Here is a 14,917-nt window from a genome sequence, read left to right as displayed (position 1 = left end):
CCGCACCCGTCCCCGCCCGGTGGAGCCCGTTTCCGCGTACGGTCTTCGGCTGTCACCGGACTACCCGCAATCGACGTGGCGGCCATACGACGAGAACGGCCCGGCCTGTTACCTGCCGCGAACTGATGCACCCGTATTCTCGTGAGTCCCGTGAAACCCTTCGGTTGTCTCCCAGTACGAAAATTCCGTGCAGGGGTACGTCGACCCGCGTCCCGTTGTCGATCGAGCCGTCCGCCCGGGCGCTGCCGCCGACAAGAACGCTGTCCCCTCCTGTGGCGGCGACGCGCTTGACCATCCTGCGCCCGTCGGTACCGGAGGTGAAGACCACGACCTGGCCGCGAGCGGGACAGTGCCGCGTCAGTACCGGCCTCCGGACGACCAGGAGACGGTCGTCGACAAGTAGTGTCGGCGCCATGGACTCCGTTGCTATCCGAACGAAACAGGTCAACGAAGTCACGGCAATGACTGCCAGCGCCAATCCGGTCAGGTATATGATCTCGGCAGGGTGCACTGGTCGTTCCCCCAGCCGGCCGTCGGAAGGCCTGCTCCGCGATTCCTCGGCGGGGCAGGCGTGGCATTTCAACGGCCAAGTTCGAGCCTGAAGTCGGGGATGGCGTGACGTTGATCTCCGATCCTGAGGACAGCCGAGGCCCGCCTCACCTGGTACTTGATGTCCCCCAGAAGCACATAGCCGCTTTCTCGCGCCGAGAACGGGGCCGGAAGAAGGCCCTCGTCGAATCCCTCGGAGGTGACGATATCCAGCTCGACGTACGAGGACGGCTCGGAGATGAACCGGGTCAGCTCCAGAGGGAACCAGACGGTATCGGTCTTGAATGAGTAGTGAACACTGCCGCCAGGTGCGAAGTTGACAAACTCTGACGAGTCTTCCCGCGCGCTGTGGAAATATGAGCGGAGGAACAGGTCCTGACGCCCGCCGTTGTAGACGATCACGGCGCGCTGGAGTACCAGGCTGCAGGCCACGAATGATCCAGGATCAGTGACGCTCGGATGGTCCACCAGCGCCATGAAGATGGTATTGCCGCTCTTGAGATAGCTTTCGTAGACGCTCAGGGCTTCGGGCTCCATCTCGATTCCGTGGCGTCCTTGCCAGCGCACCAGCTCGTCGGGAGTCCATGCAGTGCAGGCGTTGAACACCTCGGACGTGCGAAGGTTCTTCAAGTACTTCTCGGGGTAGTCCGACGGAATCCCTGGCCCGGTGGCCTGCTCGACCCGCTCGAAGATACCGCCGTTCGCCACCCTCACCCGTGCTTCTTCGGGGGCGGGCCCCGACCATGTGACGACGAGTCCGCCGTCAAAGTACATGGGTGCGTCACCGCACTTCAGATCGGCATAGGCAGGTCGCGAAAGGCGGACCATGAGGCCTACCAGGACAACTGCCATGCACGTCATGACAAAAATAAGCATGAGGCTCTCCCGTCTGTCACAATCTCTATGCTTGGGGAGCTTTAAGAATCAGTGAAGACGTGTCGCGCGCACGCAAAATGCAGTGGAGACAATGGGGGCAGATGATCCCAGGAACCACTGGGCTTGCTGTCAAGCCTAGTCGCCGCCGACATGATTCGCACCCGTACGGTAACCGTTCCGTCACGGCTGCGGCCCCGGGATGGGTTGCGATCGACATCTGTCATGTGCCCGTCCAGCACGTCTGACCGCCACCAGCCTTGGGGGCGCGGAGAGAACTGGGGGCGCAGCCGGCCATCACCTGTGCGCGTCACGACGGGACCAGTTGGGCGCCGCTTCCTCAACACGCCGGCTTGACAGGGAAGGCGAAGTCACCGAATGGCAGGCCGAGCACCACCGCGACCACAAGCACGTCCGAGCCCGCGTCGAGCACGTCTCCGCCCGGATGAAGGCCTGGAAGATCCTGCGCGATTGCCGTCTCAAGGGCGACGGCGTCCATCACGCCATGCTCGGTATCGCCCGCCTGCACAACCGCCGCCAAGCCGCGTAGCCGAGCGCAGACCGGCGACCGACCGACCCCGCCCCCGACGCCCCGTACGAGCCCCCGCCCACTCCCCCGCCGGGCGGGGGAGTGGGCGGGGGCCGCCGTGACGTCGGACCGGTCGGTCAGCGGTTCACCGCCCGCATGCCGTCCTCGTCGTAGCGTTCGCCCGCCACGTCGGGCAGCTCGGCGTCGATGCGGGCCAGGTCGTCCGCGGTGAGCTCGACGTCGACGGCGCCCGCGTTCTGGTCCAGGTAGGTGCGGCGCTTGGTGCCGGGGATCGGCACGAGGTCCTCGCCGCGAGCCAGGACCCAGGCGATCGCCAGCTGGGCAGGGGTGACGTCCTTCTCCGCGGCGATCTCGTTCACCTTCTCCGCGAGCTTGAGGTTGGCCGCCAGGTTGGCCCTGGTGAAGCGCGGGTTGGTGCGGCGGAAGTCGTCCTGGTCCAGCTCGTCCGGGGAGCTGAAGCGACCCGCGAGGAAGCCGCGGCCGAGCGGGGAGTACGGCACGAAGCCGATGCCGAGTTCCCGGCAGGCGGGGAGGACCTCGGCCTCCACGTCCCGCGTCCAGAGCGAATATTCGCTCTGGACGGCGGTGACCGGGTGGACGGTGTGGGCGCGGCGGATGGTCTCCGCGCTCGCCTCGCTCAGCCCGATGTGACGGACCTTGCCCTCGGCGACCAGTTCGCCGAGGGCGCCGACGGTCTCCTCGATGGGCACGTTCGGGTCGACCCGGTGCTGGTAGTACAGGTCGATGTGGTCGGTGCCGAGCCGCGCGAGCGAACCGTGGACGGATTCGCGGACGTGCTCGGCGGAGCCGTCCTGGCGGCCCACGGTCGACATGTCGCCCGGTACGGCGCTGTCCATCCGGTAGTTGAACTTCGTGGCGATCACGTACTCGTCGCGGTGTCCCCGGACGGCCTCGCCGACCAGGGTCTCGTTGGTGAGCGGTCCGTAGACCTGTGCCGTGTCGAGGAAGGTGATGCCGAGGTCGAGAGCGTGCCGGATGGTCGCGGTGGCCTCGTCCTGGTCGGCCGTGCCGTAGAAGGCGGACATCCCCATGCAGCCGAGGCCGATGGCCGATACCTGGAGGTCCCGCAGACTGCGCTGTCGCACGTGAGCTTCCCTTCGTCTCGTCTCTGCCGTGGCCCGGCGCCGTCGTGGCGCCCCGGTCCGGGTGACCGGTCGGCCCCGTTTCCCTCGGAGCGGACCCTACGGTGCCGGTGCCCTCCGGAGGCGGACCGGCACGGCCGGCTGCGGGCACCCGTGCACGATGGGCCCACAGGTGTGGCCCTCCCCGACCGCGGCGTCCGTCACCGGTGGTGTCGGCGAGGAAGCGGGGATGCCTGTCGGCACGGCGCCTCGGCGAAACCCCGCACGCCGGTCACGGCGTCTGCTGTTTTTCGTCAGGCCGGGCCTGGGCCGCTCGCCCGGATTGACCTGGATCACCGGCGCCTTTCGGTCGCGCGATCATTTTCGGCCGTAATCGAATCCTTGACGGTTCGCGCCGCATTCGACCCCCCTATCCTCGTGCCCGATCGCAGCTCTGTCGGAGCCAGGCGATACACGCACGGAATTCCCGCCCAAACCGCCCACGATGGGGGATCGTCAACTACCGGAACGGCCTCTGCCTGGACCTCGCCGGCTGGGCCGGCGACGGAAGTGACCGGGCCAACGACCTGCCCCTGACCGTTTACCCCTGCTACGACAGTTCGTGGCACGGCGGCGTCTACGACGGCTACCACGACCACATCTGGCGTTTCGCCGGCTGATCCCACGCCAACCCGTCGATCCCGCACGCTCCTTGTGAAGCGTGCGGGATCGACACCGGCGGGACCGCGGTCGGCGTCGCGGCCGAGGGGGTACCGGCTGACAAGCCGATCACAGCTATGGACCCCACCGGAGACGGCAAGTACGGTGGGCGCGTCGCTGGAGGCCCGCCCCGAAATGCCTTCGAGCTGACCTTCTTGGGCTGCCCGACCGCACTCGGCATCAGCCCGCACACAGCATCGGCAATGACAACTGACCAGCGCTCAAAAGGGCGTTTGCACCGAAAACCCGACGGACGTGGATCCGGTGCAGTGGCGCGTTCATGAGGGGGATCGACAATGACGTCGGCGAGCATGTCCGAAACCGGCCAGGTTCATCGGGCTTTCGAGGAACAGGCGAGACGGACCCCGGACGACATCGCCGTGGTGGCGCGGTCGGCCCGGACCACGTACTCGGAGCTCGACCGCAGGGCCGCCGCCGTGGCCCGCGAGTTGCGCCGCCTGGGCGTCGGGAGGGGTTCGCTGGTGGGGGTCTGCCTGGACCGCGACGAGTGGCTGATCCCGGCGCTGCTGGGGGTCTGGAAGGCCGGTGCGGCCTACGTGCCGCTGGATCCGGCCCACCCGGCGGACCGCCTGGAGTTCATCGCCACGGACGCCGGGATCTCCCACCTGGTCTCCTCGTCGGCCGTCCTTGAGCGCCGCGGCGACGTCCGCCGGGCCGCCGGCGTCGACCTGCTGCTCGTCGAGACGGTGGTCCCGGGCGCGGACGACCGCGCCGCCCTCGACATGTCCGGCGAGCCGACGGACGCCGCGTACGTGATGTACACCTCGGGCTCGACCGGTCGGCCCAAGGGCGTGGTGGTCGAGCACCGCAATGTGACGGCCCTGCTGCGGTGGGAGTCGTCCGTGTACTCGGCCGGCGAACTCCGCGGGATGCTGGCCGCGACGTCCGTCTGTTTCGACCCGTCGGTGACCCAGTTGTTCCTCCCGCTGCTCGGCGGCGGGACGGTGATCCTGGCCGAGAACCTGCTCGCGCTGCCGGCCCTGCCCGCGAGGGACCAGGTCACGATGGTCTACGGGACGCCGTCCGTACTGGCCGCGCTCGTGCGTGAGCCGCTGCCACCGGGCGTGCGCACCGTCCGCGCGGGCGGGGAACCGCTCACCCGGGCCCTGGCGGACCGGATCTACGCCAACGCCGGCGTACGACGGGTCGTCCAGAGCTACGGCCCGACCGAATGCACCGTCAGCTGCGTGACCCACGAGGTGCCCAGGGCCGGGCGGGGGGAGCCGCCGATCGGGTCGCCCTACGCGCAGAGCGGCCTCTCGATACGTGACAGCTCCGGGAACCCGCTCGGCGACGGCGAGGTCGGGGAACTCTGGGTGTCCGGTCCGCTGGTCAGCAGGGGCTATCTGGCCCGGCCGGAGCTGACGGCCGAACGGTTCGTCACGGATGCGGCCGGAGTCCGGCACTACCGGACCGGCGACCTGGTCCGGCGGGCGGACGGGCTCCACCACTTCGCCGGGCGGGTCGACGACCAGGTGAAGGTCCGCGGCTTCCGGATCGAGCCGGGCGAGGTCCAGGCGACGCTCGCGGGACACCCGGCCGTCCAGCACGCCGTGGTGCTGGCGCCGGCGGACGAGGACGGCACCCGGCAGCTGGTGGCCTACGCGGAGTCGGCCGACCGGACGCTCACCGAGGCGCGGCTGCGTGCCTGGCTCCGGGACAGGCTGCCGGACCACCTGGTGCCGTCCCGGATCGCCGTCCTCGACCGCCTGCCCGTCGGTCCGACCGGCAAAGCCGATCGCGCCGCACTGGCCGCGGTGGAGTTCGGCCGCGGGGTCGACACCGAGTACGTCGCCCCGCGCACCGACACCGAGCAGCGGATCGCGGCGGTCGTCGCCGGTGTCCTCGGTCTGGCGGATGTCGGCATCCACGACGACTTCGGCGCGCTCGGCGGCCATTCCCTGGCGGCCGCCCGCGTCTGTGCCGTCCTGGGCCGCGACTTCGGAACGACCGTCCCGCTGGCGGGCTTCCTCGCCGCGCCCACCGTCGCCGGACTCGCCTCGCTGCTGCGAGCCCGGTCGGCCGACGGCCCGGGCACCGGGCCGGAGCCCGCGTTGGTCCGTCACACAGGGCGGGACACGTACCCGCTGACGTCCGCGCAGCAGGGGATGTGGCTGCTGCGGCAGGTCAGTTCCGCCGAGCGCGCCACGACCATCGCCTTCCGACTGGGCCTGCGCGGACTGCGGGGCACGGCGCGGCTACGGGCCGCGCTGGACGCGGTGGTCGAGCGGCACGAGGTGTTGCGCAGCGTCGTGCCGGCCGGCGTCGTGGTGGACGCCTCGGGTCGGGGAGCGGACGACGAACCGGTCGCGCTGGTCCGCCCGCCGGCCCCGGTGCCGTTCGAGGAGCACGATCTCAGGGGAGTGCCCGAGGCGGAGCGGGTGAGCCGGGCGGCCGAGCTGACTCGCGCGGCCGCGGGCCACGCGTTCGACCTCGCCACCGAGACACCGCTCCTCAGGGCCACCCTGCTCCGGCTCGACGACGACACCGCCGAACTGGTCGTCGTGACCGACCACGTGGCGTTCGACGGCTGGTCGATCGGCGTCCTGATGTCGGAGCTGGTCGGCGTCCCGGGTGGTGGGGCGGACCACGGGTCGGGCAGCGGCTCGGACATCACGCCGCCGCCCGTACAGGTCGGCGACATCGCGCTGCACGAGCGCGCGCTGGCCGCCGGGCCCGACCGGGTCGAGGAGTTGCGGGCCTTCTGGGCCCGGGAGCTGGCGGACGCCGTCCCGCCGCACGACCTCCTCTCCGCCGGGCCCGCCGGCCCCGGTCGACTGGTCGGCGAACGGCTGGCCCGTCCCCTCGACGCCGACACGGCGGCGATGCTGCGCGAGCTCGCGGCCGACTGCGGATCCACTCCGTTCTCGATGTTCCTGACCGCGCTCGGTGTGCTGGTCGCCGGCCTCACCGGCCGGTCCGACGTCGTCCTGGGCGCAGCCGTGGCGCACCGGGCGCACCCCGAGCTGGAGGCGGTCGTCGGGCCACTGGTCGGCATCATGCCGATCAGGCTGAGGCTGGCGGAGGGACTGTCCTTCCGGAGCGCCGTCGGCCGTGCCTCCGCCACGACTGCCCGCGTCATGGACCATCCGGGGTTCACCGTGCAGGACGCCTTCGAGGCGGCCGGCGTCGAACACCCCCGGGGAACGATCGGCACCCCGGTCGTGCTCTCGCTCCAGCCGGCCGGCCTCCCGGTGGCGGTGGAGCACGACGGCGTCCGTCTGGAGCTGCTCGGCGAGGTGAGCAGCGGCGGGACGCAGGCGGCGCTGACCGTGTTCGTCAACGAGACGGCGCGGGGGCCCGAGCTCCAGATCGAGTACGACGTGGACCGGTTCGGCCCGGCCGACGCCGAGGCGTTCGCCGACCGGCTGCTCCGGGTCCTGCGCGCCGCGGCGGCCGATCCGGACCTTCCGCTGTCGGCCCTGGAGCTGGTGAGCGGAGCGGAGAAGGCCGCTCTGCTCGCCGCCGGCACCGGAGTCCCGCTGCCGGCCGGCGGTCCGCGGACCGTGGTGGCGGCCGTTCTCGAACAGGCCGCCCAGCGACCGGCCTCGGTGGCCGCCTCCGACTCGGCCGGCGAACTCAGTTACGCGGAACTGGTCGAACGGTCCCGGCGAGTGGCCGCGGCCCTGCTCGCGAGAAGACCGGCCGAGCCTGCGGCAGGACCGGCGGCGGCATTCACCGTGGGGGTCTGCCTTCCCCGCGACCGGTACCTGCCCGCCGCCCTGCTCGGCGTCCTGCGAGCCGGTGCGGCCTACGTTCCCCTGGAACCGGACCAGCCCACCGAACGGCTGCGCGGCCAACTCGCCGACTCCGGGGCAACCGTCGTCGTCGCCGCCGAGGAGACCCTCGCGCTGGCCGGCGAGCTCGGCGAATCGGTCGGCGTCGGTGTCCTCGACCTGGGCGGCCTGACCGACCCCGGACCCACGAGGCTGCCCGAGGCCGCGCCCGAGGGTCTGGCGTACGTGCTGTACACCTCCGGTTCGACCGGCCGGCCCAAGGGCGTGGAGGTCACTCACGCGAGCCTGGCGGCCTTCGTGGCCGCGATGCGGATCAGGCCGGGCATCCGGCCCGACGACGTGATGCTGGGTCTCACGTCACCGGCCTTCGACGTGTTCGGGTTCGAACTCTGGGTCAGCCTGGCCTGCGGACTCCGGCTGGCGATGCTGGACCGCAAGGCCGCGGTCGACGGGTATGCCGTCGCGCGGTTCATCGACCGGGCCGGGGTGACGCTGATGACCGCCACGCCGACCACGCTTCGGATGCTGGTCGCCGCCGAGTGGTCGGCCCCAGGGGTGCGCGTCGTCAGCATCGGCGAGCCGATGGACCCCGGGCTGGCGCGCGAACTCCTGGCACGGACAGGCGAATTGTGGAACGCCTACGGGCCCACCGAGAGCACGGTCTACTCGACCGTGGCGCAGGTGGGGACGCCGGTCGGCGAGGCGGTGCCGATCGGCCGCCCGTTGGCCGGGGAGACGGCCTACGTGCTGGACGCCATGGGCCGGCTGGTGCCGCCGGGAGTCACCGGAGAACTGTGGATCGGCGGTGCGGGCGTCGCCCGGGGCTACCGGAACCGGCCCGAGGCGACCGCGGCGGCGTTCACCGCGGATCCGTTCGCGCCGGGCGGACGGCGCTACCGGACCGGTGATCTGGCCCGCTGGCGGCCATGGGGGTCCCCCCGGCCGGAGGCCGGCGGAGGCACCCTCGACTTCCTGGGCCGCCGCGACCAGCAGGTGAAGCTGCGCGGCCACCGGATCGAACTCGGCGAGATCGAGACCGCCCTGCGCGCAGAGCCCGCCGTCGTGGACGCGGCCGTCGTGGTCCTCGGCGAGGGAGCCGACGCCCATCTGGTCGGCTACCTCGCGGTGGACCCCTCGGCGGCGACCGCGGACGCCTTCGGCACGCCCGCGGTGGAGGAGCGCCTGCACACCCGTCTCCCGGACCACATGGTGCCCCGGCGGTGGGTCGTGCTCGACGCCCTGCCCCTGACGGCCTCGGGCAAGGTGAACCGGGGCGCCCTCCCGGCGCCCGGTCGCCAAACCGGCCGCGAACGGATCGCCCCGCGCACCGATGCCGAGCTGCTGGTGGCCGAGGTGTGGGAGACCGTGCTCGGGGCCACCGAAGTCGGTGCGCGCGACGACTTCTTCGCGCTCGGCGGGCATTCGCTGGCGGCCACCCGGGTCGCGGGCCGGCTGATGGCGGCGCTGGACTTCGCGCTGCCGGTGCGCCTGCTGTTCGAGCACCCGGTCCTGGCCGACTTCGCCGCCGCGCTGGAGGCCCTGCTGCTGGCCGACCTCGCCGAATCGGCGGACCTCGCCGAATGGGCCGACCCGGCCGACCCCGCCGAATCGGCCGACCCGGCCGAACCCGCCCGCCCGGCCTCCGTCACCGGTGGCGGTGCCGCATGACCGAGGTGTCCGCCGAGCGGCGGGACCCCCGGCTCACCAACGCGCTGCGTGCCCGGCTCGCCTCGGCCCGCCGCACCGCGGTCCGCGGCACCCCGGCGATACCCGCCCGGCCGGACGCGGGCGCCCCGGCCCCGCTGTCGGCCGCACAGACCCGGCTGTGGTTCCTCACCCAGCTGGATCCGGAGAGCACCGCGTACCACATCCCGGTCGCCCTGCACCTGCACGGACCCTTGGACCGTGCGGCGCTGCTGGGGGCGGTGCGGGATCTCGCCGAGAGGCACCAGGTCCTTCGAAGCCTGATCGTCGAGACCGACGGCGAGCCGGTGGCGGTGGCAGGCCCGGCGGACGCGGTACCGCTGGCCGAGGCCGATCTGACCGGGCCGGGCGAGCGGGAGTCGCTGGACCGCCGCCTGATCGAGGACCTGCGCAGGCCGTTCGACCTGGCGGTGGAACCGCCCCTGCGGGCGGTGCTGCTCCGGCTCGGCACCGACGAGCACGTCCTGGCACTGACGGTCCACCACATCGCCTTCGACGCCTGGTCGAGGACGGTGGCGGTGGCGGAACTGGCGGCACTCTACTCGGCGCGGCTCGGGCTGGCCGAGTCTCCCGCACCGCCACCGGTCCAGTACGCGGACTACGCGCACTGGCTCTCCCGGCGGCCGGAGGACGGCGACCGCGCGGAGACCGACCTGGCCTGGTGGGTCCATGCGCTGTCCGGTCTGGAGCCGGTCCTGGACCTGCCCACCGACCTGCCCCGCCCACCGATCGCGGAACGGACGGGCGCGGAGGTGCCGGTGATCCTTCCGGCCGCCCTGACCGCCAAGGTGCGCGGGCGGGCCGCCGAGACCGGCTGCACGCCGTTCATGGTGCTCCTCGCGGTCTGGCAGGAGCTGCTGGCCCGGCTGTCGGGCGTCGAGGACGTGCCGGTCGGCGTGCCCGAGGCGGGACGACGGCACCCCGACACCGAGCACACCATCGGCTTCTTCATCAACACCCTGACCATGCGGACCGACCTGTCGGGCGGGCCGAGCGGCCGGGAGCTGCTGACCCGGGTGCGCGACGCGGCGCTGGAGGCCTTCGCCCGCACCGAGGTCCCGTTCGAGCGGATCGTGGACCGGCTGCGCCCGGCTCGCGACCTCTCCACCACGCCGATCTTCCAGGTCCTCCTCAACGTGATCGACACCCCGGCGGTGGCGCCGCGCTTCCCGGGCCTGACGGCGAGGGTCTTCGCACCGCCGGCGACAACGGCCAAGTACGAACTGAACCTGGCGTTCGCGGCCACCTCCTCGAACGGCACCGGCGACACCTACGAGGGTTCGCTGATCTACCGCACCGACCTCTTCGAGCGGCACACCGCGCAGCGGATCACCGAGTGGTACGCGGTCCTGCTGGACGGTGTGCTGTCCGATCTCGACCGCCCCGTGCGGGAGGTGGCCGTGGAACCGGTGGACGGACCGCTGCTGTCCGGGCCGCGCCGGCAGTTCGACCTGGAGCAGCCGCTGCACGGTCTGGTCGAGCGCTGGGCGGCCGAACGGCCCGACGCGACGGCAGTCGTGGGCCCCGACGGTGAACTCACCTACGGACAGCTGGACCGGCGGGCGAACCGGCTCGCGCACCGGCTGCTCGCGGCCGGAGTCGGACCGCGGGAACCGGTCGCCGTCCTGGCCGACCGCCGGACACCGCTCGTGGTCGCCCTGCTCGCCACCCTCAAAGCCGGCGCGATCTACCTGCCGCTCGACCCCGCGTACCCGGACGACCGGCTGGCCGACATCCTGTCGACGGCGGGTGCGCGAGTCGTCCTCGCGGAAGGGGAGTTCGCGCGGCGCCTCCCGGGGTGCGGCGCGGACCTCGCGGGCACCCCGGGGGAGCTGCTGGTCCTCGACGGTCCGCCCGCTCCGGGTACGCCACCGGAACAGCCCGGCGGAGCACCGGGGGTGGCCGTGGATCCGACAGCGCCGGCCTACCTGGTCTTCACCTCGGGCTCGACCGGCCGCCCCAAGGGCGTCACCGTCGAGCACCGGCAGATCGTGCACTACCTGCACGCGGTGACGGAGCGACTGGCCGGCTGCGGTGTCGAGGGGGGCGCGTTCGCCCTGGTGTCGACCCACGCGGCGGACCTCGGCATGACCAACCTCTTCGGCGCGCTGGCCACCGGCGGCACGGTGCACCTGGTGGACCGCGAGGTGGCCACCGACCCGGAGGCGTACGGGGAGTACCTGGAGGCGCACCCGGTCGACGCGGTCAAGATGGTGCCGAGCCACCTCGAACTGCTCGCCGCCCACGGGGACCTTGGCCGCGTGCTGCCCCGCAAGCTGCTCATCCTCGCGGGAGAGGCCTGCTCCTGGGACCTGGTGGCCAGGATCCGCGCCGCGCGGCCCGAGCTGTCCGTGCAGGTGCACTACGGGCCCACCGAGACCACAGTGTCCGTGCTCGGCTGCGCCGTGGAGGAGACCCCGCCGGCCCGGCGTTCGGGGACGGTTCCGATCGGTCGGCCACTGGCCGACGTGGACTGCTACGTGGTCGACTCCGGCGGCCGGCCGCTGCCCGCCGGGGTGCCCGGCGAGCTGTGGATCGGCGGGCCGAGCGTGGCGCGCGGGTACTTCGGCCGCCCCGACCTCACCGACGAGCGTTTCGTCCCCGACCCGGTGACCGGCACCGCGCGGTGCTACCGCTCCGGGGACCGGGTCCGGCTGACCACGGCCGGACTGTTCGAGTTCCTCGGCCGGATCGACGACCAGGTCAAGATCCGCGGCTTCCGGGTGGAACCGGGCGAGGTGGCCGCCGCGCTGCGCGACCTGCCCGAGATCGCCGAAGCGGTGGTGCTGCCGGTCGGCGAGGCCCATGCCAGGCGGCTCGCCGCCTGGGTGACCCCCGCGGCGCCGGCGTCCGGCGTGGACGTCGCGCGCGTGCGCACGGCGTTGCGCGAGCGACTGCCCGACTACATGGTGCCCTCGGCGATCGTCGTGCTCCCCGCGCTGCCGCTCAACCCCAACGGAAAGGTGGACAGGTCGGCCCTGCCCGCCCCCGAGCCGACGGCGAGTACCGAGCACATCGCCCCGAGCACGCCGACCGAGCTGCGCGTCGCACAGGCCTGGGCACAGGTCCTCGACCTGGACGTCCCCGACGGCATCGGCATCGACGACGACTTCTTCGCCCTGGGCGGGGACTCCTTCCGGGCCGTGCGCGCCGTCCGGGCGATCGACCCGACGCTACGGGTGATCGACCTGTTCACCCGGCCGACCGTGCGCGAGCTTGCCGCGTTCCTCGACACGGCGCAGGCGGGCGGGCCCGGCGGTGAGCGCCGCCTGCTGCACCGGCTGGCGGGTCCCCCGCCCGGCCGACTCCCGACCGTCACCGTGGTGTGCCTCCCCTACGGCGGCGGTTCGGCCGCCGCCTACGGTCCGCTCGCCACGGAACTGGCCACGGCGATCCCCGGCGCGGCCGTGCTGGCGGTGGAACCGCCGGGGCACGACCCGGCGCGGCCGGACGAGCCGCTGCTCCCGCTCACCGTGCTGATCGACCGGGTCGTCGCCGAGCTGGCCGAGGCGGCCCGCCCGGCCCCGGGGACGGGTGGCCGGGTCGGCCCGGTGGCGGTGTACGGCCACTGCGTCGGCTCCGCCGCGGCCACCGAACTGGCGCTGCGTCTGGAAGCCGAAGGTGTCCCGGTGACGGGCCTGCTGGTCGGCGGGAGCTTTCCCGGCGCGCGGCTGCCGGGGCGTCTGTCGACCTGGCTGCGCAGCAGGTTCCCGGCCACCCGCTGGACGTCGGACCGGGCCTACCGGGACTTCCTGCGCACCCTCGGCGGCATGGACGACGGCGACGGCGACGGGGAAGCGGCCGAAGCGGCACTGCGGACCGTGCTGCGCGCTCTGCGGCACGACGTGGACCAGGCGCAGGGCTGGTTCACCGGTGAACTGACCAGGGCGGACGCCCGCAGGCTACGAGCCCCGGTGCTCTGCGTGATCGGCGAACGGGACCGGTCCACCGAGCTCTACGAGGAGCGGTTCACGGAGTGGGGAGCCTTCGCCGACCGGGTGGAGCTGGCCACCCTCCCCAGAGCGGGCCACTACTTCCTCAAGCACCAGGCCGCCCAGCTCGCCGCGCTGATCGGCGAGCGGCTCGGTGCCTGGGCCGGTGGCCTGCTGCCGGAGCCGATCGCCGACGTCACGGTCGTCGGCCGGACGGCGCGACATGACCTCAGGAAGTTCTATCTCGTCGCCGCGGGCCAGACCGTCTCGCTGATCGGCAGCGCGCTGACCTCGTTCGCCCTCGGCGTCTGGGCCTACCAGCGCAGCGGGCGAGTCCTCGACTACGCGCTGATCAGCATGCTCGCCATGCTCCCGGCGATCGTCGCGGCGCCGCTGGGCGGCGCGGTGGCGGACCGGATCGACCGCCGCCGGGTCATGCTCACCTGCGACGCCGTCTCCGCGACCGCCACGGTGTCCCTGGTGGCCGCGCTGTGGAGCGGCAGCCTGGCGCTCTGGCAGGTCGGTCTGATCGTGGGCGTCATGTCGCTGGTGACCGCGTTCCGGCGACCGGCCTACCTGGCCGCCGTCGCCCAGCTCGTCCCCAAGCCGTACCTGGTGCAGGCCAACGGGTTGGCCAACCTCGGTGCCGGCCTGGGGACGCTGATCGCCCCGCTGGCCGGCGGCGCGCTGATCGGGCTGGTCGGCCTGCCCTGGGTGGTGGCCGTGGACGTCGCGTCGTTCCTCGTCGGCGTGGCCGCGCTGCTGTGGGTGCGCTTCCCCGACCGACTCTTCCGGCGGCAGAAGGAGTCCTTCGCCCGGACCGTCGTCGGCGGCTGGCGGTTCCTGATCCGGCGGCGTCCGCTGATGATCATGATCGTGTTCTTCATGGTGGAGAACTACCTGGGCACCCTCGCGGTGACGCTGACGGTCCCGAGCGTGCTCTCCTTCAGCGGCACCACGGCGGTGGGCGTGGTCACCGCGGTCGGCGGCGCGGGTGCCGTGGCGGGCAGCCTGATCGTGGCGCTGTGGGGCGGCACCGTGCGGCGGGCGACCGGCATGGTGGGGTTCGTGAGCGGCGTCGGCCTGGGCGTCGTCCTGGTCGGCCTGCGTCCGTCCGTGACGCTGGCGGCCGTGGGAGCACTCGTCTGGTGGGCGTCCATGAGCATCCTCAACGCGCACTGGCTGGCCATCATCCAGCTCAAGGTCGGCCCGGAGCTCCAGGGCCGGGTGCTCGCCACCAACCAGATGCTCGCCGTCGCCATGACCCCGCTGGCCTTCCTCACCGCCCCGCCCCTCGCCGAGCGCTTCTCCGGCCTGCTGAACCCGGGAGGGGTGCTGGCAGGCACCGTGGGACGAGCCCTCGGCACCGGGCCGGGCCGCGGCACCGGCCTGCTCCTCGTCACCTGCGGACTGCTGCTGATCGCCTGGGCCGTCATGGGCCTGCGCCACCGCCCCCTGCGGTACATGGAGGACGAGCTGCCGGACGCCGTCGCCGGTGCGGAGATCGCCGAGGACCTCGACGCCCTGCAGGCCGCGGCCGACCGCGCCCATGCCCGGCGGGGGACGGTGACCGGACCGGCATGAGCGGAGCCGACGGCTCCGGCCCACCGGGGAGTTCTGGCGCCACCGCGGTCCCTGTGGCCCCGCGGCCACCCTGCGCAACTGACCGGAATTCGGCACGCCGGGCGTGGCGACCCGGTGCGTGATCGCGGTGCCGGCACACCGACCGACACCCTTCCGGCGTGCCGG

At 72.6% G+C, this 14,917-nt stretch carries 5 protein-coding genes and 1 pseudogene; 3 read left to right on the top strand and 3 right to left on the bottom strand.

Annotated elements, in window-relative coordinates; genetic code table 11:
• Window positions 1–52 precede the first annotated feature (52 nt).
• Window positions 53–511: a signal peptidase I gene (lepB, locus tag ACZ6EM_RS03710; protein ID WP_452180782.1), complete on the bottom strand. Its 459-nt coding sequence runs from the start codon at window positions 509–511 to the stop codon at window positions 53–55.
• A 68-nt stretch (window positions 512–579) separates the two neighbouring features.
• Entirely contained in the window at window positions 580–1,401 is an 822-nt protein-coding gene (locus tag ACZ6EM_RS03705; protein ID WP_452180781.1) for a hypothetical protein, read from the bottom strand.
• Between the two features lie 409 nt (window positions 1,402–1,810).
• On the opposite strand from ACZ6EM_RS03705, the pseudogene ACZ6EM_RS03700 reads away from it, so the two are divergent.
• Window positions 1,811–1,972, top strand: a pseudogene (locus ACZ6EM_RS03700) (IS5/IS1182 family transposase); the annotation flags it as partial.
• 116 nt (window positions 1,973–2,088) lie between these two features.
• Here ACZ6EM_RS03700 and ACZ6EM_RS03695 read toward each other — a convergent pair.
• Complete coding sequence (locus ACZ6EM_RS03695; protein WP_465771547.1) at window positions 2,089–3,078, bottom strand: aldo/keto reductase; 990 nt, start codon at window positions 3,076–3,078, stop codon at window positions 2,089–2,091.
• Between the two features lie 1,007 nt (window positions 3,079–4,085).
• Between ACZ6EM_RS03695 and ACZ6EM_RS03690 the strand changes: the two genes are divergently transcribed.
• Window positions 4,086–9,200: an amino acid adenylation domain-containing protein gene (locus tag ACZ6EM_RS03690; protein ID WP_465771546.1), complete on the top strand. Its 5,115-nt coding sequence runs from the start codon at window positions 4,086–4,088 to the stop codon at window positions 9,198–9,200.
• Window positions 9,197–14,752: a non-ribosomal peptide synthetase/MFS transporter gene (locus ACZ6EM_RS03685; protein WP_465771545.1), complete on the top strand. Its 5,556-nt coding sequence runs from the start codon at window positions 9,197–9,199 to the stop codon at window positions 14,750–14,752. The genes ACZ6EM_RS03690 and ACZ6EM_RS03685 overlap by 4 nt, the downstream gene beginning before the upstream one ends.
• Window positions 14,753–14,917: the final 165 nt, after the last annotated feature.

It is taken from the genome of Kitasatospora sp. NPDC041917 (assembly GCF_055589745.1).
This window is presented reverse-complemented; position numbering and strand designations above follow the sequence as displayed.